The 18,796-nt window shown below is 72.9% G+C and carries 18 protein-coding genes; 8 read left to right on the top strand and 10 right to left on the bottom strand.

Features of this window, described 5'->3' with window-relative positions; all coding sequences use genetic code 11:
- The 4 genes from BU197_RS30600 to BU197_RS19625 form a co-directional block, all read right to left on the bottom strand.
- Positions 1-1,006: TerD family protein (locus tag BU197_RS30600; protein WP_223184106.1), on the bottom strand; the 1,006-nt coding region annotated here is incomplete at its 3' end.
- 144 nt (positions 1,007-1,150) lie between these two features.
- Positions 1,151-1,729, bottom strand: a complete 579-nt coding sequence (locus BU197_RS19635) for a TerD family protein (protein ID WP_188269587.1) — start codon at positions 1,727-1,729, stop codon at positions 1,151-1,153.
- 165 nt (positions 1,730-1,894) lie between these two features.
- Positions 1,895-4,033, bottom strand: a complete 2,139-nt coding sequence (uvrB, locus tag BU197_RS19630) for an excinuclease ABC subunit UvrB (RefSeq protein ID WP_188269586.1) — start codon at positions 4,031-4,033, stop codon at positions 1,895-1,897.
- A gap of 40 nt (positions 4,034-4,073) precedes the next feature.
- Positions 4,074-4,964, bottom strand: coding sequence for an MHYT domain-containing protein (locus BU197_RS19625; RefSeq protein WP_188269585.1), 891 nt, complete (start codon positions 4,962-4,964; stop codon positions 4,074-4,076).
- Positions 4,965-5,260: 296 nt separating this feature from the next.
- On the opposite strand from BU197_RS19625, the gene BU197_RS19620 reads away from it, so the two are divergent.
- A complete protein-coding gene (locus BU197_RS19620; protein WP_188269584.1) occupies positions 5,261-5,827 on the top strand; it encodes a methylated-DNA--[protein]-cysteine S-methyltransferase in 567 nt (188 codons plus the stop codon).
- A 329-nt stretch (positions 5,828-6,156) separates the two neighbouring features.
- Entirely contained in the window at positions 6,157-7,452 is a 1,296-nt protein-coding gene (locus BU197_RS19615; RefSeq protein WP_188269583.1) for an MFS transporter, read from the top strand.
- Between the two features lie 5 nt (positions 7,453-7,457).
- On the opposite strand, the gene BU197_RS19610 is transcribed toward BU197_RS19615, so the two are convergent.
- From BU197_RS19610 to BU197_RS19595, 4 genes are all read right to left on the bottom strand, one after another.
- Positions 7,458-8,462 (bottom strand): PD40 domain-containing protein, encoded by a 1,005-nt coding sequence (locus BU197_RS19610; RefSeq protein WP_188269582.1) that lies wholly within the window; start codon positions 8,460-8,462, stop codon positions 7,458-7,460.
- A gap of 3 nt (positions 8,463-8,465) precedes the next feature.
- Positions 8,466-9,824, bottom strand: coding sequence for an MFS transporter (locus tag BU197_RS19605; RefSeq protein WP_188269581.1), 1,359 nt, complete (start codon positions 9,822-9,824; stop codon positions 8,466-8,468).
- Positions 9,824-11,170, bottom strand: coding sequence for a discoidin domain-containing protein (locus BU197_RS19600; RefSeq protein WP_188269580.1), 1,347 nt, complete (start codon positions 11,168-11,170; stop codon positions 9,824-9,826). The genes BU197_RS19605 and BU197_RS19600 overlap by 1 nt, the downstream gene beginning before the upstream one ends.
- 553 nt (positions 11,171-11,723) lie before the next feature.
- Positions 11,724-12,080: a cupin domain-containing protein gene (locus BU197_RS19595; RefSeq protein WP_188269579.1), complete on the bottom strand. Its 357-nt coding sequence runs from the start codon at positions 12,078-12,080 to the stop codon at positions 11,724-11,726.
- Positions 12,081-12,371: 291 nt separating this feature from the next.
- Between BU197_RS19595 and BU197_RS19590 the strand changes: the two genes are divergently transcribed.
- Positions 12,372-13,331, top strand: coding sequence for a pseudouridine-5'-phosphate glycosidase (locus BU197_RS19590; RefSeq protein ID WP_223182728.1), 960 nt, complete (start codon positions 12,372-12,374; stop codon positions 13,329-13,331).
- Positions 13,328-14,260: a carbohydrate kinase family protein gene (locus tag BU197_RS19585; protein WP_188269577.1), complete on the top strand. Its 933-nt coding sequence runs from the start codon at positions 13,328-13,330 to the stop codon at positions 14,258-14,260. The genes BU197_RS19590 and BU197_RS19585 overlap by 4 nt, the downstream gene beginning before the upstream one ends.
- 164 nt (positions 14,261-14,424) lie before the next feature.
- On the opposite strand, the gene BU197_RS19580 is transcribed toward BU197_RS19585, so the two are convergent.
- Positions 14,425-15,081: a uridine kinase gene (locus BU197_RS19580; protein WP_188269576.1), complete on the bottom strand. Its 657-nt coding sequence runs from the start codon at positions 15,079-15,081 to the stop codon at positions 14,425-14,427.
- Between the two features lie 113 nt (positions 15,082-15,194).
- On the opposite strand from BU197_RS19580, the gene BU197_RS19575 reads away from it, so the two are divergent.
- On the top strand, positions 15,195-15,962 hold the full coding sequence (locus BU197_RS19575; RefSeq protein ID WP_188269575.1) for an SDR family NAD(P)-dependent oxidoreductase: 768 nt from the start codon (positions 15,195-15,197) through the stop codon (positions 15,960-15,962).
- Between the two features lie 25 nt (positions 15,963-15,987).
- Positions 15,988-16,344 carry a MerR family transcriptional regulator gene (locus BU197_RS19570; protein ID WP_188269574.1) on the top strand — a complete coding sequence of 119 codons (357 nt, stop codon included), beginning with the start codon at positions 15,988-15,990 and terminating at the stop codon, positions 16,342-16,344.
- A gap of 126 nt (positions 16,345-16,470) precedes the next feature.
- On the opposite strand, the gene BU197_RS19565 is transcribed toward BU197_RS19570, so the two are convergent.
- Positions 16,471-17,097: a winged helix-turn-helix transcriptional regulator gene (locus BU197_RS19565; protein WP_188269573.1), complete on the bottom strand. Its 627-nt coding sequence runs from the start codon at positions 17,095-17,097 to the stop codon at positions 16,471-16,473.
- A gap of 131 nt (positions 17,098-17,228) precedes the next feature.
- On the opposite strand from BU197_RS19565, the gene BU197_RS19560 reads away from it, so the two are divergent.
- Both BU197_RS19560 and BU197_RS19555 read left to right on the top strand, forming a co-directional pair.
- Positions 17,229-18,440, top strand: a complete 1,212-nt coding sequence (locus tag BU197_RS19560) for a pyridoxal phosphate-dependent aminotransferase (protein WP_188269572.1) — start codon at positions 17,229-17,231, stop codon at positions 18,438-18,440.
- A gap of 109 nt (positions 18,441-18,549) precedes the next feature.
- Complete coding sequence (locus BU197_RS19555) at positions 18,550-18,786, top strand: hypothetical protein (protein WP_188269571.1); 237 nt, start codon at positions 18,550-18,552, stop codon at positions 18,784-18,786.
- Positions 18,787-18,796 lie beyond the last annotated feature (10 nt).

Below are 18,796 nucleotides of genomic sequence, written 5' to 3'. Positions count from 1 at the left end.
GTACGCGCGCGGCGGCGGGCCCGGCGGACGGCGTCGGCCGTCGGCGCGGGTGGGAGTAGTCGATGGGGCCGCCGGCCGGGGGCGCGGGGGTGGGCGCTCCGGGGGCGGGCACTCCGGTGACGGACGTACCGGAAGCAGGTGTCTCGGCCGCCGGGGGCTCGATGGCGGAAGCCTCGATGGCAGAGGTCCCGGCGGTAGAGGTCCCGGCGATAGGCGTCCCGATGGCGGGCGTCGGTGCTCCGGTGCCGGTATCCGCCGCCGGGACGGCCGGGGGAACGGGCATCGGAGCGGTCTCCGGAACTACCCCCTGCCCGGAGGACTCCGTCACCGCATCGGACCTGCCCGCTTCCGGCCCCACCGGCTCGGACCCGCCCGCCACCGGCGCCACGGCCCCGACCTCGGCCTCGGCCCTGCCCCCAGCCCTGGCCGTGCCCTCACCCGCGCCGCCGCCCGCGCCCGCGCCCGCGCCCGCCAGCATCGCCCCCGCGAGTTCGGCCGGGCGCTCCAGGCCCTGATCGTCGAGGAGGGCGGTGAGCCCGTCCTCGTATCCCTGGCCCATCGCCCGGACCTTCCAGGTCCCCTGACGGCGGTACAGCTCCAGGGCGACGACGGCGGATTCCCGGTCGAGGCCGGTGATCGTGTAGGTGGCGATCTCGGTGCCGTCGGTGCCGGTGACGGCGACGAAGGGGGCGGCGAGGGTGCCGAAGCGGGCGGCTCCGCCGGTCCGCGCGCCGGGCAGGGCCAGGAGCAGCGAGATCCGGTGGACGGTGTCGGGGACCTCGTCCAGATCGATGCCGAGACAGTGGTCGGCGGCGGCCGTACCCGGGGCGTCGACACCGGGACGGGAGGGTGCGCCGGGGTGGGCGATCCACTCCGGTCCGGGGACCCGGCCCTGTTCGTCGCCGAGGGTGGCGCCGAGGAGAACGGGATGCCCCGCCGACACCCGGATCTCAAGTCGGGTGTCGGGCAGGGGGTGGTTCTGCCCCCGGACCAGCTCGGCCGTCATCGGCTCTGTCCCTTTCGGCGTTTCCCAGTGTGGTGCGTGCGGTGCGGGTGGTGCGAGCACGGCGCGGTCGGCGCGGCGGCCCATGAGGACAGCTCCCGGGGCTTGTCGCCGCCGGGAGCTGTGGGTGACTGCCGCTCGGGCCGTCTACAGGTGCGGCAGGATCGCCGGCATGAGGTCCTGGAAGGTGCGGCCGTTGGCCGGATTGCCCAGGGCGGTCATCTGCCAGCCGTTGCCGACCCGGTGGACCTTGGCCATGATCTGCGCGGTGTAGTTGCCGCCGCCGTCGAGGGTGTACCGGGCGAGTTCCTGCCCGTTGGTCTCGTCGAGGATGCGGCAGAACGCGTTCTGCACTTCCTGGAAGGTCTGGCCGGTGAAGGAGTTCACCGTGAAGACGATCTGGTCGATGTGGACCGGGACCCGCTCCAGGTCCACCAGGATCGCCTCGTCGTCGCCGCCCTGGCCCGCACCGCCGACGAGGTTGTCCCCGGTGTGCTGGACCGAGCCGTCGTCGCTGGTCAGGTGGCGGAAGAAGACCACGTCGACCGGCTGCTTCTCGGCGAAGAGGACGGCCGAGGCGTCGAGGTCGATCTCCCGGGTGCGCGAGCCGAAGAACCCGCGGCGCGGCGCCGCCTGCCAGCCGAGGCCCATCCGCACCTGGCTGAGGCTGCCTCCGCCCTTCTTCTCCAGGCTGATGGCCTGACCCTTGGTCATGTTGACCGACACGCGTCTGCCCCTCTCGTCCGTCGTTCACCCCCGCGCCGCCGCCGTGCGGCGCGCGCGGTTCCCAGCAGCCTACGCAGCGGCACTGACACCGTGCGGACGCGGTCCGGTTTCGTTTCGGTCTTGCAACACACCGGACCGCGCCGCTTTCCCTGTGGAACCGCCTGTTCAGGCGATTCCGGCCTCCTTCATCTGGCGCAGTTCCTTCTTCAGCTCGCCCACCTCGTCACGGAGTCTGGCCGCCACCTCGAACTGGAGGTCCGCCGCCGCCGCGCGCATCCGCTCGGTCATCTCCTCGATGATGGAGGCCAGTTCCGTGGCGGGCCGGTCGCCGAGCTGAAGCGCCGAGTCCGAAGCGCCGCCCTTGCCCTTGCGCTTGACGCCGTGCGCGGCGAGCGCGGGGACGGGTGCCTTGGCGCCCTTGCCCTCCTTGACCTGGCGGTAGCCGGTGCCGAGCAGCTCCTCGGTGTCGACTTCCTCGCGCGCGATGGTGGCGACGATGTCGTTGATCTTCTTGCGGAGCGGTTGCGGGTCGATCCCCCGCTCCTTGTTGTACGCGACCTGCTTCTCGCGGCGCCGGTTGGTCTCGTCGATGGCCTGCTCCATCGCCGGGGTGATCCGGTCCGCGTACATGTGGACCTGGCCCGAGACGTTGCGCGCGGCACGGCCGATGGTCTGGATCAGGGAGGTCCCGGAGCGCAGGAAGCCCTGCTTGTCGGCGTCGAGGATGGCGACGAGGGAGACCTCCGGGAGGTCGAGGCCCTCGCGGAGGAGGTTGATGCCGACGAGCACGTCGTACTCTCCGGCGCGCAGCTCCCGCAGCAGTTCGATGCGGCGCAGGGTGTCGACGTCGCTGTGCAGATAGCGGACCTGGATGCCGAGCTCAAGGAAGTAGTCCGTGAGGTCCTCGGCCATCTTCTTGGTGAGGGTGGTGACGAGGACGCGCTCGTCCCGCTCGGTGCGCAGCCGGATCTCGTGGACCAGGTCGTCGATCTGGCCTTCGGTGGGCTTGACGACGACCTCGGGGTCGACGAGTCCGGTGGGGCGGATGATCTGTTCGACGAAGCCGTCGCCCCGGGAGAGTTCGTAGGCGCCGGGGGTGGCGGAGAGGTAGACGGTCTGGCCGATGCGCTCCTGGAACTCCTCCCACTTCAGCGGGCGGTTGTCGAGCGCGGACGGCAGCCGGAAGCCGTGGTCGACCAGGGTCCGCTTGCGGGAGGCGTCGCCCTCGTACATGGCACCGATCTGGGGCACGGTGACATGGGACTCGTCGATGACGAGGAGGAAGTCCTCGGGGAAGTAGTCGAGGAGGGTGTTGGGCGCGGAGCCGGGCTCGCGTCCGTCGAAGTGCATCGAGTAGTTCTCGATGCCGGAGCAGGAGCCGATCTGGCGCATCATCTCGATGTCGTACGTGGTCCGCATGCGCAGGCGCTGCGACTCCAGGTGCTTGCCCTGCTTGTCCAGCTCGGCGAGGCGGCCCTCCAGCTCGCGCTCGATGTCGTTGACCGCGCGCTCCATGCGCTCGGGACCCGCGACGTAGTGGCTGGCGGGGAAGATGTACAGCTCGCGGTCCTCGCTGATGACCTCGCCGGTGAGCGGGTGGAGGGTGGAGAGGGCCTCGATCTCGTCGCCGAACATCTCGATGCGGACGGCCAGCTCCTCGTAGACCGGGAAGATCTCGATGGTGTCGCCGCGGACGCGGAAGGTGCCCCGGGTGAACGCCAGGTCGTTGCGCGTGTACTGGATGTCGACGAAGCGGCGCAGGAGCTGGTCCCGGTCGATCTCCTCGCCGACCTTGAGCGGGACCATCCGGTCCACGTACTCCTGGGGGGTGCCGAGGCCGTAGATGCAGGAGACGGAGGCGACCACGACGACGTCCCTGCGGGTGAGCAGGGAGTTCGTCGCGGAGTGCCGGAGCCGCTCGACCTCCTCGTTGATGGAGGAGTCCTTCTCGATGTACGTGTCCGACTGGGGGACGTACGCCTCGGGCTGGTAGTAGTCGTAGTACGAGACGAAGTACTCCACCGCGTTGTTCGGCAGGAGCTCGCGGAACTCGTTCGCCAGCTGGGCGGCGAGCGTCTTGTTCGGCGCCATCACCAGGGTGGGGCGCTGGAGCTTCTCGATCATCCACGCGGTGGTCGCGGACTTTCCGGTGCCGGTGGCACCGAGGAGCACGACGTCCTTCTCGCCCGCGCGGACACGCCGCTCCAGGTCGGCGATGGCCGTGGGCTGGTCGCCGCTGGGCTGGTACTCGCTGACGACCTCGAAGGGCGCCACCGAACGTTCGATCTTGGAAACGGGCCGCATGCAACCACCGTACGACCCCGCACTGACAGCCGGGTGCTGATCACCAGTCCTGGGAGCGGTGGCCGCCCCGGGGAACGCTTCTGCGAAGGCCCCTGCCGCCGGGACGGGCCCACCGGCTCACGGGCGCGCCGTAGGAAGGGACGTGGCTGGGGGCGGGTACGCCCGGTCGGTGCACGGCCCTGGCTGCGGAGCGCTGCCACTGCGGGTCGCCCATGACCAGGAGCGGATCGAACATGACGACGACGGCGGCGAGGATGAGGAAGACCGCGGGACCGATCAGCATCGGCAGCAGCGAGGAGCCCAGGTCGTCGCCGTCGGGGGCGGGGGCGTGCAGTTCGACGCTGACGGCGGCCATGGCGGTGTAGTGCATACCACTGACGGCGACCCCCATGACCAGGCTGGCGCCGAGACTGGCCAGAAATCCATGTACGGAGACGGCCGCCCAGAGGGCCGTGGTGGCCGCCACCACGGCGATGACCACGGAGAGGGCGACGGTGAACGTGTCGTACTCGACGTGTCCGTGCAGTCGCATCCCGGCCATGCCGAGGTAGTGCATGGTGGCGATGCCGAGACCGGTGATGGTGCCGCCGGTGACGAGGCTGAGCACGGTGGCGCCCCGGTAGCCGACGATGAAGACGCCGATGCCGACCATCAGGACGGCCACGCCCAGGCTGGCGAAGGTGATGGGGCGGTTGTAGACGACGGGCGCCTGGCCGATGGAGAAGCCCATCATCGCGATGAAGTGCATGGTCCAGATGCCGGCGCCGATCGAGGTGGCGCCGAGGGTGAGCCAGCCCGCCTTGAAGCTGTCGCGGTGGCGGATCGACCGGGTGGTGCACCTCAGCCCGAGGGCGCCGCCGAGGCAGGCCATGAGAAAGGAGGCCACCGGCGTGACGAGCCCGTAGCTGAATCCGTCGACCGTGCCCTGCATGCGCGCGTGCCCTCCGGCCTGGTGCCACGTCGTCCGAAAACAGTCGGTACCGCTGGTGCTACGGGGCGAGATTATGGCGCGCCGGAGGTTCCACGACCATGTGACCGGGGATTTTTCGGTCGCGAGACCGGAGCGATACCTGTTCGTGATCTTGGCTGCGGTCGGCACCCGTCCGGACGGCCGGTCCACACACGGCCGGACCGTCGGGCTCGCCGGGCCGGACCGTCGGGCTCGCACGGCCGCACCGTCGGCCCGAGGGAGACCGGACTGTCAGTGGGGGGCCGTACGGTGGCGGCATGGAGATCGAGACGGCGACTGCGGACGGCGGGCGGCCGGTGCCGGTGGAGTGGACGGTCATGGCGAGCGACATCGGACCGCTCTTCCTCGCCGCCACCGGGCGGGGACTCGTGCGGGTCGAGTTCCATGCCGACGCGGAGCGGCGCGAGCGGATGCTCGCCCGGCTCGCGGGACAGCTCGGCGCGGAGCCGGTGGAGCGCGCCTCGGGGCTGCTTTCCGGTGCGATACGCCGGTTCGACCGGTACTTCGCGGGCGAGCCGGGCCCGATCGGCCTGCCCCTGGACTGGAGCCTGACCTCCGGCTTCCACCGGCAGGTACTGCGCGAGCTGGCCGAGAGCGTGCCCTACGGGACGGTCGTCGGGTACGGGGAGCTGGCGCGGCGGGTGGGGCAGCCGGGCGCGGCGCAGGCGGTGGGCGCGGCGATGGGCGCCAACCCGCTGCCGGTGGTCGTGCCGTGCCACCGGGTGGTGGAGAGCGACGGCGGTCTGGGCGGCTTCGGGGGCGGTCTGGAGACCAAGCGGCGCCTGCTGGCCCTGGAGGGCGTTCTTCCGGCGCCGCTGTTCTGAGGCCGGGCGGACCGGCCTGGCGGGGGCCGGACCTGCCGTGCAGGGGGCGGACCGGCCGTACGGGGCCCGGACCTGCCGTGTAGCGGGCGGACCCCGGCCGTGCGGGGCTCGGACCCAGCCGTGCAGCGGGCGGACCCCGGCTGTGCGGGGCTCGGAACGACCGTGCGCGGGGGCGCCGGGGCGCCTTCCGGCGCTACGGCCGAGGGCTGCTCGGCGGCCCCGGAAGCCGGGCCCGTCGTTTCCCATCCGAAGGCACCGGGTTCCCGCCCGCTCGCCCCGGCGAGGCACGTACATTCCCCTCACGTGGGACGGCTGGCACACTCACGTAAGTGACCAGTACCCCCGGCGCCCCTGACGCCACCCTCCCCGACCGTCCCCCCGTCCTCGTCGGCGCGGCCGAACTGCCGGCGCTGCGCCGACGCGTCCAGGCCGTGCTGATCACCACCCAGATACTCGGCGGGCTCGGCATAGCCATCGGCGTCGCGCTCGCCGCCGTGCTCGCCAGGGACGTCAGCGGCTCCGAGGCCCTGTCCGGCCTGGCGTCGACGGCGACGGTGGCCGGGCCCGCGCTGCTCGCGATGCCGCTCGCCTCCCTGATGGCCTCGCGGGGACGCCGGGCCGGACTCGTCCTCGCGTATCTGCTCGGGGCAGTGGGCGCCGGGGTCACCGTGCTCGGCGCCGTCGTCGACAGCTTCCCGCTGCTGCTCGCCGGGCTCGTCGGCTTCGGCGCCGGTTCCTCGGCGAACCTGGCCGCCCGGTTCGCCGCCGCCGACCTCGCCGAGCCGGACCGCAGGGCGCGGGCCATCTCCACCGTGGTGTGGGCGACCACGATCGGGGCGGTGCTCGGCCCCAACATCGCCGCGCCCGCCGGGCGGAGCGTCTCGGGCCTCGGCATCCCCGCCACGGCCGGCCCCTTCGTCTGGGCGGCCGGCGTCTTCGTGGTCTCGGCGGTCGTCGTGGCCGTCCTGCTGCGGCCGGACCCACTGCTCACCGCGCGGGCCCTCGCCGACACCGGGGCGCCGGGCGCGGCGGCGGAGGAACGCTCCCTGCGGGCCGGGATGCGGGCCGTGCGGGAGTCCCCCAGGGCCCGGCTCGCCCTGGTCACCGTCGCGGGCTCGCACACCGCCATGGTGTCGATCATGTCGATGACCCCGGTGGCGCTCACCCACCACGGTGCCGACATTCAGCTGATCGGACTGGTGATCAGCGGGCACATCGCCGGTATGTACGCCTTCTCGCCGCTGATGGGCTGGCTCTCCGACCGGCTGGGGCGGCTTTCCGTGATCGGTCTGGCGGTCGGCCTCATCGGCATGGCGGCGCTCCTCGCGGGCACGGCGGGCGCCAGTCACGGCAGGACCGCCCTGGGTCTCTTCGTCCTGGGGCTCGGCTGGTCGGCGGGGCTGGTGTCCGGCTCGGCGCTGCTCACGGACTCGGTGCCGGGGGCCGCGCGGGCGGCGGTGCAGGGGCTCTCCGACTTCGTCATGAACACCGCCGCCGGGGTCGGCGGCCTCGCGGCCGGTCTGATCGTCTCCCAGGTGGGGTACGGACCGCTGAACGCCATCGCCGCCTGTCTGCTGCTGCCGATGGCGGCGCTCGCGGTCCGCGGCTCGCTCCGCGAGGGCTGATCCGTTCAGGACTTGTCCGGCTCCGTCGCGATCGTCGGGGAGGAGGCCCCGTCGGCCAGCAGGCGCGGGGCTCCCGTGCCGTCGGCGGGCACGGACCAGACCCCTCCTCCGTAGCCGTACGCGAGGGTTCTCCCGTCCGTCCACAGGGCCTGGTCGTCGATGCCGTGCCGCTCGGCGACGGGGTGCTCGCGGCCGGTGGCGAGGTCGTACACGTAAAGCCGCCACGGCTCGCGTGGTCCGTCGGAGACCCGTTTCTTGAACGCGATCCGGGTGCCGTCCGGGGAGAGCGAGGGGCACTCGACGTTCTCGCGGAGGGCTCGGGCCGACCACGTCCCCAGGTTTCCCTCGACGAGATGGGTGCGGCCGCCCGTCGCGACGGTGGCGTAGAAACGATTGTCGTCCCGGGCGAAGGTGACGCCCCAGTAGTTGACGTCGGGGGCGTGGTAGCGGTGCCCGTCCAGGGTCAACGGGATCCCCTCGATGTTCTTCACCAGATAGCCGGTGCGCAGGTCGAGGATCGAGGTGCGGGTGGAGAAGGACGAGCGGGCGTAGGAATCGCCGGTGGCGAACATCGTCCAGGCCAGCAGGGACCCCGAGGCGGAGACCCGGGCCCGGCTGGGGATGCCCGGCAGGGCGATGCGGCGTACCTCGCGCAGCCTGCGGTCGAGCACGAGGACGTAGGAGCGGGCCGGTACGCCGGGGCGGCGCTGGAGGCACAGGGCGGTGCCCCCGGCCGCGTGGAAGCGGTCGCAGACCGGGCCGTCCGCCACTCGGCCGCCGGGCGCGGACGGGTCCACGCGCGCGACGCGCCCGGTCTCGGTGGACCGGACGTAGAGCGCCCCGGTGTGTCCGTCGAGGGTGAAGCCGGGGGCCGCGCTCTTGTCGGCCTGGCTCTCGCGGCCGGAGGCGGCCCGCAGGGTGTAGGCGGTGGCGCCGCCGCCGAGCAGCAGGAGCGCGAGGACGATGATCCACACGCGGGTACGGGAGGAGGCGCCGGTCAGGGCGGGCATGGGTCAGTCGGTCCTCTCGGAGGGCTCGGGGGCGGTGGGTCCCGAGGGGGTCGTGGTGCCCCGGGGGAGTAGTCGCGCGGAGCAGCCGACGGCGGCGGCGAGGGCGGCGAGAGCGGCGACGAGGGCGGTCTCCGGGCCGGTCGCGGTCCAGACGGCGCCGAACGCGACCGCCGCGCCGAGGCGGGCGAGGGCTTGGGCGGTCTGGACGAGGGCGAGGCCGGACGCCTGCCGCCCCTCGGTCAGGAAGGGGCCGATGAGGGCCATGAGGACGCCGTCGGTGGCGGCGTAGAACATCCCGAGCAGGGCGAGGACGCTCGGCAGGACCACCGGGCCGGGGAGCGGCGTCAGGAGCAGTCCGTAGGCGAGGAACAGGGCCCCGTGTCCGTACAGGAGGGGGCCGCGTCGGCCGAGGCGGTCGGCGAGCCTGCCGGCCGGGACGGCGAGCAGCAGGAAGACGGCGGCGGCGCCGAGCGGCAGGAAGGGGAACCAGGTGGCGTCGAAGTCGAGGCGGCGCTGGAGCAGCAGATAGACGAAGGAGTCGCCGATGGTGGCGGCTCCGAGGAGTCCTGCGCAGAGCACGATCCGCCGGTATCCGGGCGACCGCAGGGCGAGGAAGAGCCCGCCACGCGCGCGTGGCGCCGTCGAAGCGACCGGTCGGGTCCTGTCGGCGGGTGCGCGGGACGGTCGCGCGTGGTCGGCGAGCGCCCGGGGCGGTCGGGCCGTCGCGCGCTTCACGCGCGCGTGGCCGGGGACGAGCAGCAGCCAGAGCACGACGCCGAAGGTCCCGACGCAGAAGCTGACTGCGAAGACGGCGTCGTACGCGTCGGCCGTCGCCCAGAGCAGGGCGAAGGCGGCCAGGGGGCCGAGGAGGGCGCCGGTGGTGTCCATGGCGCGGTGGGTGCCGAAGGCGCGGCCCAGTTCCCCGGGAGGGCTGTGCAGGGTGATGAGGGCGTCGCGCGGGGCGGTGCGGACGCCTTTGCCGAGCCGGTCGGCGGCGATCGCTCCGGCGAGCCAGCCGGTGGAGCCGCCCGCGAGGAGGAGACCGAGCCGGGAGAGGGCGGAGAGGGCGTAGCCGGTTCCGCCGACCGTCTTGTGGCGTCCGCCCCTGTCGGCGGTGGCGCCGCCGAGGAGCCGTACGAGGGCGGTGGCGCCGTTCGAGAGGCCGTCGAGCAGGCCGAACTGGAGTGGGGAGAGGCCGAGTCCGAGGACCAGGTAGAGCGGCAGGACGGCGGTCACCATCTCCGAGGAGACGTCGGTGACCAGGCTGACCGTGCCGAGGACGAGGACGGTGCCGGGGACGCGCCGCCGAAGCCCCGAGGGGGCGGGCGGCGCGTCGGGGCGACCGGTGGTCGCGAGGTACATCAGTGGCAGGTGTAGGTCGGGGCGGAGTCCTTGATCTGGTCGTCGATGCCGACGTACTGCCAGGTGTAGCCGGTGTCGTCGAGGTCCAGTTTCAGGACGCCGTAGGTGCCGCTGATCCGCTTCTGGCTGTTGGGCTGGACGGTCTCGATGGCGTAGGGCGTGGCGCCGCCCATGCCGCCGACGATCTCGACCATGCCGTCGGCGGTGGCCTTCCCCGCGGGGTCCTGCGGGGCGAAGCGCTCGTAGTGGTGGTCGTGGCCGTTGAGCACGAGATCGGCCTTGGCCGCGTAGAGGATCTGCCAGACGGGCTTGGAGACGGGGTCGTTGCCGTGCTCGCCGGAGGAGTAGAGCGGGTGGTGGAAGTAGGCGGCGACGCAGCCCTTGGTGTTCCGCGCGAGGTCGTCCTTGAGCCACTGGATCTGCGCGGTGTCGTCGAAGGAGTTGGAGTCGAGGGCGACGAAGTGCCAGTTGCCCTGGTCGTAGCTGTAGTACGCCTTGCCTTGCGGGTAGGCGATCGCACCGAAGTACGCCTTGTAGCCGACGAGCGAGCCCGCCGGGTCGTAGGTCTCGTGGTTGCCGGGGATGGGCCGGGTCCTGTCCTTGAAGACGCCCCAGCTCTTGTCGTAGTAGGCGCGGAAATCGGAGAGCCGGGCGTCGTCGTACTGGTTGTCGCCCATCGTCAGATAGAAGGACGGCGCGATCCGCTGGGCGAGGGCCGCGGTCTTGGGGTGCGCGCAGGAACTGCTGGAGGCCGTGCACTGGGCGGCGATGTCACCTGCCGCGACGACCGTGAAGGCGCCGGTGGGCGGGGTGGTCGTGCCGGTGGTGCCGTAGACCTCCACCGCGTGGAGCGAGTAGCCGTACGAGGTGCCCCGGGCGGTTCCGTACACGCGCAGGTAGCGGCCCTGGCCGGTGAGTCCGGTCCAGTCGTCCGTGCCGCCGTTTCCCGCCGTCTCGGCGGCGAGACGGGTCCAGGTGGTGCCGTCGGCGGAGATCTCGACGCGGTACGCCTTGGCGTAGGCGGCCTCCCAGACGAGTCTGACGCGGGAGACGGTGGCCGAGGGGCCGAGGTCGACCCGGATCCACTGCGGGTCGACGCCTTCGACGCTGGCCCAGCGGGTGGTGGGGACCCCGTCGAAGGCCTTCTCCGGTCCGAGGGTGCCGTCCTCGGTGGAGGACGCGGTGGCCGGCCTGCCTTGGGAGATCAGCGAGTCGGCGGCGGCGCCCGCCCGCTCCGGAAGGACGAGGAGGAGCCCGCCCACGAGCAGCAGCGCGGCGGCGAGCACAAGGGTGAGGGTGAGGGGGGTCGTGGTGCGGCGAGGAGGGGTGGAGACGTTCAGGCGCATACCCGGGCTCCCTGGCCTGAGGGTGGCGAGAGCTGGACACCTTGACGGCGCACCACGGTCAGGGCCGTGCACGACGGCCCTGATCACCCGCGACCGGTGGGAGACGGCCGGGGCCGTCCGCGCCGTGCGGAACGGGCGCGGGCGACCGCCCGTGCGGAGGTGGGGGACGCGCCGCACGGCGGGGTGGTGCTCGGCGGCCGGGTCAGAGCTCTCACTGAGCGCGTCACGCCCGGAATTCGGGTCGCCGCGCCAAGCCGCCACGACGAGGCTATCGAATAGGAAGGTTTCCTACCAGACCCCGAACGAGCGATGAAACAGGGGGAGTTGGGCGGTTTGACGGAGCGGGGGCCGGGGCATCGCACGGCCCGGGAGGCGGGAGGGAGGGGGCGTTCCGGGCCCTCCTGCCCTGCCCGTGCTGCGGCCCCTTGCCCGGTCCCCGCTCCGGCCCCGCCCCGCCCCGCCCCGCCCCGGAATGCGTCCCGACCTCCACCCCGGCTCGCGCCCTGGCCTGCAAGCCGTCAGGGACTCGGAGACTTGGGAGATCTCAGAGCCTTCAGAGGCTGATGTGATACGCCTTGCGCAGGGTCTCGTGGACGGTCCACGTCGTCCGGTCGCCCTCGCGCAGCACACAGGCGTCACCCGGGCCGATCTCCAGGGTCTCGCCGCCCTCGACGGCGACGGTCGCCCGCCCGGAGACCACCACGAACAGTTCGTCGGCCTCGGTGTCGGTGACGACGCCGGGGGTGATCTGCCAGATGCCGCGCACCTGCCTGCCGTCGGCCGACTCCCACAGCACCTTGCCCGTCACCTCGGGGGCACCGGAGACGATCTGCGCGGGGTCGAGAGGCTCCGCCTCAAGCTCGGCGTCGGGGATGTGCACGGCGAAGGAAGGGTGCTCATGTGTCGTCATGGGCGGTGACTGTAGCGGGGGCCCGGAACCGCTCCGGGGCCGGGACCGGCTGGACGGAGTGATTCCGTTTCGCCTCCCACCAGGAGCGATACGCGAACGCGCCGGACACGACGAAATCCGCACCACCCCCGGGGCATTGCGCCCGGCGGGCCGGTCCGACCCCGGGGCGACGGGTCCGGGCGTCGCGGGACGGATTTCGCAGACCTACGTCGGGGCGGTCCGGATGGTTCCCGAGTGGCCAGGGGTCGCCAGGGAGGTTTGCGGGGTCGGTGGCCGCGCCAGAAATGGGACATGTCCACACAGGTGTCCGAAGAAGTGCGGGAAGCCCTTCACGAGGGGCGGCCCGTCGTCGCGCTGGAATCGACGATCATCGCCCATGGTCTGCCGCGCCCGCGCAATCTGGCCGTGGCCCTGGAGCTTGAGGAGTTGGTGCGGGCCGGGGGCGCCGTCCCCGCCACGATCGCCGTCGTCGACGGCACGGCCAGAATCGGACTGGACCGGGCCGCGCTGACCCGGATCGCCGAGGACCCGGCGGTGCGCAAGCTGGGCCATCGCGATCTCGCCCCGGCACTGGCCACGGGCGCGACCGGTGCCACGACCGTCTCGGCGACCGCGTGGCTCGCGGACGCCGCCGGCATACGGATGTTCGCGACCGGCGGTCTCGGCGGGGTGCACCGGGAGTGGACACGGACCCAGGACGAATCCGCCGATCTACGACTGCTCGCCCGGGTCGGGATCACCGTGGTGTGCGCCGGGGTGAAGTCGATCCTCGACGTGCCCGCGACGCTCCAGCGCCTGGAGACCCTGGGGGTGACGGTCGTCGGCTACGGCACCACGCACTTCCCCGGCTTCTACCTGGCGTCCTCGGGCGAGCCCGTCGACTGGACCCTGCGGAGCGCCGGGGAGGTGGCGGAGGTGATACGGGCACGGGACCGGCTGGCCGGACCTGCGGCGGCGCTGATCGTGGCCAACCCGGTCCCGGTAGAGGAACAGCTGGACCCCGCCCTGCACGACCGGGTGCTGGCCGGGGGCCTGACGGCGGCCCGGGAGAAGGGGATCACGGGCCAGTCGGTGACGCCTTTCCTGCTCGAATACCTGACGGTCCACACGGAAGGGGCGTCCCTGGAGGCCAACTTGGCGGCGGTACGGGGCAATGTCCGGCTCGCGGCGGACATCGCGGGGGCGTACGGGACGGAAGGGGCGAGAGGGCGGAGCGGGGCGGGCGCGGCAGACGGTTCGGGTCGGCGGTGAGCCGGGTGGCGGGTGCTCTGCTCGTCGTCGGGGACGTCGTCACCGATGTCGTCGCCCTGCACCGGAGGCCGCTCTCCCCCGCCACGGACACGGCGGCGGTGATCCGGACCCTGCCGGGCGGCGCCGGGGCCAACGTGGCGTGCTGGGCCGCGCGTCGCGGAGGCGGTGACGTACGGCTCCTGGCCCGGGTGGGCGCGGACCCGGACAGTAACGGCTGGCACGACCGGGCGTTGCGGCGCTCGGGCGTGCGCCCGCTGCTCGTCTCCGACCCGGAGGCGGCGACGGCCACCGTGATCGCGCTGGTGGACGCCTCGGCGGAGCGCACGTTCCTGACCGACAGCGGCGCCGCGCTGCGCCTCTCCCCCGGCGACTGGTCCGCCCGGCTCCTCGACGGTGTGGCCCGGCTGCACCTCTCCGGCTATCTGTACTTCTCCGCGCCGAGCCGCGCGACGGCCCGCCGGGCGCTGCGGGACGCCCTGGCGGCGGGCGTACCGGTGAGTGTGGACCCGGCTTCGGCGGGGTTCCTGGCCGAGGCGGGGCCCGATCGCTTCCTGGCGGCGGTGGACGGTGCCGAGGTCCTGCTCCCCAACGCGGACGAGGCCCGGCTGCTCACGGGCCGTGCCGAACCGGAGCGGGCGGCGGAGGAACTGAGCCGCCGTTTCCCCTGGGCGGTGGTCACGCTCGGGGCGACAGGCGCGCTGGTCGCCCGGGGCGGGGCGATCACCGCGCGTGTGGCGGCGCCCGGGGTGCGGCCGGTGGATTCGACGGGCGCGGGGGACGCCTTCACGGGGGCGTTCCTGGCGGCCAGGCTCATGGGCGCGGACCCGGCGGAGGCCGCCGAGGCCGGGTGCCGCGCGGGCGCGGAGGCGGTCACCGTGGTGGGCGGCAGACCTCCCCACCGAAGCGGGAAGGAGTACGCCGAGGACTGAGGAGGAACCGCCCTCGCCGTGTGGGGCCGCCCCACCCCACGGGATGAGCGCGTCCCCATGGGATGAGCGCGTCCCAGGGAGACGGGCCCACCCCCGCAGGCCGTGCCCCGGCACCGTCCACGCCGGCGCCCGGCCGACCCCGCCGCCGGGCCCCTCTGCCTCTCCTACCCGCCGAGCCCCGTCCACGCCGGGTGGCGTGGGTCGTCGGTGCGGACGACGGCGTCGGCGGCCGACGCGGGGTCGACCTCCGTCTCGTAGCGGGCGAAGGCGGGCAGGGTCCAGGCCTCCTCGGTGCGCCGGGCGAGGGCGGCGGGAGAGAGGCGCAGATGCACGCTGAGATCGAAGGGGAACCAGTGACCGAGCAGGAAGGGCCCGTGCAGGACGAGCACCCCGCCCGGGGGCAGCGTCACATACGGGCTGCGGGTCGCCCGGTCCCGGACCGGGTCCCACAGGTCGGGCAGCACCCGCCCGGAGCCGCCGGGTTCGAGCGGCCCGAAGACCTCGCGCCACAGCGCCCCGATGTCCGTCCATCCCTCGTAGTACGCGTCGGGGTCCCGCTTCCCGTGCTCGTACCGCAGGGAGGCGGGGCGCAGGAAACCCGTGGTCCCGACGACCTGGACGGAGCGCCCGCGTGCCCGCAGTTCCTCGGCGAGGAGTTCGGCCAGGGTCCCGCCGGGCGCGGCGGGCGGGCCGTCGACGCCCACGGTGAGCCGGGCGGCGTCCGGGGCCGACGCGGGGGCCGCGGCCGAGGCGTCCAGGTGCACGGCGAGCGCCCCTGCCAGTCGTTCCCAGGTGATCGCCTCGTACCGCGTCCCGCTCACTCCGCGTCCCGCCTTCCGCTGTCTCCGCCGCTCCGGCCGTCCCCTTCATCCTGCCCGGCCCGTGCGTCCCGGCTTGACCTTGTCACCGGCGTCACAGTTCGACCATCGGTTCCATGGACACCAAGAACGGAAACACCGCCTCGGCCTCCAGGGTCGTGGTCGTCACCGGGGCGGGCACCGGCATCGGCCGGGCGACCGCCCGCGCCTTCGCCCGGCAGGGGGCGGCCGTGGTCGCCGTCGGCCGGAGGGAAGCGCCGCTGCGGGAGACCGCCGAGGGCGCCCCCGGCATCCACCCGCTGGTCGCCGACATCACGACGGAAGGCGCGGCGGAGGAGATCGTCCGGGCCGCCGTGCGCGGACACGGGCGTCTCGACGTACTCGTCAACAACGCCGGAATCGCGACCGGCGGCCCGCTCGGCACCCTCGACCGGTCGGTGATCGGCCCGCTTCTGGAGACCAATATCGTCGCCCCGCTCCTGCTCACCCAGGCCGCCGTGCCCGCGCTCCGCGAGTCCCGGGGCACGGTGGTGAACGTGTCGACGACGATCGGACAGCGCGGCTGGCCGTCCAACTCCCTCTATCCGGCGACCAAGAGCGCCCTGGAGACCCTGACCCGCAGTTGGGCGCGGGAGCTGGCACCCGAAGGGGTCCGGGTGGTGGCGGTCGCGCCCGGGGCGATCGACACCCCGATCGGGGAGCACATGGGCCTCTCCCCCGAGCAGCGGGCGGAGGTCCGCGCGTGGCAGCTCGCGCACACCCCGCTGGGCCGGATCGGACGGCCCGAGGAGGTGGCCTGGGCCATCACCGGGCTCGCCGCTCCGGAGGCCGGTTTCCTGACCGGCACGGTCCTGCCCGTGGACGGGGGTGCGTTGGTCACCTGATAGGACTGGGTTGGGAGGTGGGCTCTTGCGTATCGGTGAACTGTCCCGGCGGACGGGGGCGTCGCCGCGCGCGCTGCGCCACTACGAGTCGAGCGGCCTGATCGCCTCGTCCCGCACGGCCAACGGGTACCGGGTGTACGGGGAAGGCGCGGTGGCGCGCGTGGCGAACATCCGGTACCTGCTCGACGCGGGCCTCACCCTGGAGGACGTGTCGGCATTCCGGGAGTGTCTCGACGGGGACGTCTCCTCGGCACCGCCGTCCGCGCGGGGCCTGGAGATCGCCCGCGAACGGCTCGCCGTCCTGGACGCCCGGATCGCCGCGCAGACCGAGGCCCGCGACCGCCTGTCCCGCGCCCTTTCCACCCACCCGGACCCGGCCTGACCTGCGGGAACCGAACAGACCGCGCATCCGGCCGCCCCGACCAGGCGACCCGGCCGCGTTCCGGTCGCCCCGACCAGGCGGCCCGACCGCGTTCCGGCGCCCTCCTGCCGCGAGGCTCACCGGCCACTACACCCCCGCAGTCCCCAGCACCCCGTCCAGCACCGCCCGTCCCGACGCGATCGCCTCGGCGAGGGTGAGTTCACCGGACGCGAGGGCCCGGCAGGTCACCGTGTCCGTCCGCAGCCGCGCGTCGGGCGAGGGCGCCGCGCCGTCGCCGTACGCCACGCCGCCGTCAGCTCCGACGCGTACGTGGAACTCGCCCTCGTCCAGGGTCACCTGGACCACCCCCGCGCCGAGCCCGGAGAGCGCGCCGAGGAGCGGGATCGCGTACCAGTGCGCGCGGACCGCGTCGGTGGGCCGGGGTTCGTCCAGGTCCGGCGCCCCCCAGGCGGCGAGGGCGCGCAGCACCGGCAGCAGTTCACGGCCGCGCGCGGTGAGTTCGTACACGAACGCCGGGGTGGGCGGGGGCAGTCGACGGCGGGTGACGAGGTCGGCGCCCTCCATGTCCTTGAGCCGGCCGGCCAGCATGTCCGTGCTGACGCCCGGGAGGTCGGCGTGGAGGTCGGTGTAGCGGCGCGGACCGGCGAGGAGTTCACGGACGACGAGCAGGGTCCAGCGGTCGCCGACGAGGTCGAGGGCGTGCGCTGCGGCGCAGTGCTGGTCGTAACTGCGGCGGCGTGGCTGACGTGGCATGCGACGCAGTCTAGACATGTTGTTGGACTTTCCAAGCTCGAACTTGGTAAAACCAAGCAACACCAAGAAACGCCGATCAACGCCGATCGACACCGAGCAACACCGATTCCGGGGACCAGGGGAGGTCGGACATGGAGTTCCGGCAGTCGAGCAAGCTGAGCGAGGTCTGTTACGAGATCCGCGGCCCGGTCATCGAGCACGCCAACGCCCTTGAGGAGGCGGGCCACAGCGTCCTGCGCCTCAACACGGGCAATCCCGCGCTCTTCGGCTTCGAGGCACCCGAGGAGATCGTCCAGGACATGATCCGGATGCTCCCCAAGGCCCATGGCTACACGGACTCGCGGGGCATCCTCTCCGCCCGCCGCGCCGTGGCCCAGCGCTACCAGGCCATGGGCCTGCCGGAGGTCGACGTCGACGACGTGTTCCTCGGCAACGGCGTGTCGGAGCTGGTCTCCATGGCCGTCCAGGCACTCCTCGAAGACGGCGACGAGGTCCTGATCCCGGCCCCCGACTTCCCGCTGTGGACGGCGGTCACCACCCTCGCGGGCGGCAAGGCCGTGCACTACCTGTGCGACGAGTCGGCCGACTGGTACCCGGACCTCGACGACATGGCGTCGAAGATCACCGACCGGACGCGTGCCGTCGTCATCATCAACCCCAACAACCCCACCGGCGCGGTCTATCCGAAGGAGATCGTCGAAGGCATCCTCGATCTCGCCCGCCGCCACGGTCTGATGGTCTTCGCCGACGAGATCTACGATCAGATCGTCTACGACGAGGCCGTGCACTACCCGGCCGCCTCCCTCGCCCCCGACCTGGTCGTCCTCACCTTCGGCGGCCTCTCGAAGACCTACCGGGTGGCGGGTTTCCGCTCGGGTTGGCTGGTCGTCACCGGGCCCAGGCAGCACGCCCGGAGCTATCTGGAGGGGCTCACCATGCTCGCCTCCATGCGGCTCTGCCCCAACGCCCCCGCCCAGTACGCCATCCAGGCAGCCCTCGGCGGCCGTCAGTCCATCCAGGAGCTGACCGCTCCCGGCGGACGGCTGTACGAACAGCGGGAACGGGCCTGGGAGAAGCTCAACGAGATCCCCGGCGTCTCCTGCGTGAAGCCGAAGGGCGCGCTCTACGCGTTCCCGCGCCTCGACCCCGCCGTGCACAGGATCCACGACGACGAGAAGTTCGTCCTCGACCTGCTGCTGCGCGAGAAGATCCAGGTCGTCCAGGGCACCGGCTTCAACTGGCCGCGCCCGGACCACTTCCGCATCCTGACCCTGCCGTACGCCGACGACCTCGACGCCGCGATCAGCCGGATCGGACGCTTCCTCAGCAGCTACCGGCAGTGACGTCCAGCCCTCGCTGCTGTCATGATCTGAGGGTCCGCGGGTCTACGGATCCACGGGTGTACGCGTGTACGGGTCTGCGGTCCGCAGGGGAACGGGAGGGCGGCCGGTCATGGGTGTGGCGTCGATCGCGAGGGCGGGAGCCCTGTGGGGTGTCGCCTTCACCCCTTGGTTCCAGGGCCGGGCCGCCGAACGCACGGCGGCCCTCGCCCGCGCCGAACAGCTCCCCCAGGAGCGGATCTCGGGCTACAACCCCTTCGCGGGCGCGGTCGTGGACTCCCGTCGCTCCGCCCTGGCGCAGCGGGTACCGGCCCCGTTCGTCCCCACCGCCGCTCCCGGCGCGCGCTGACAAGGGAGGT

It is taken from the genome of Streptomyces sp. CBMA291 (assembly GCF_014596525.1).
In the GTDB taxonomy this organism is placed as follows: Bacteria; Actinomycetota; Actinomycetes; order Streptomycetales; family Streptomycetaceae; genus Streptomyces.
This window is presented reverse-complemented; position numbering and strand designations above follow the sequence as displayed.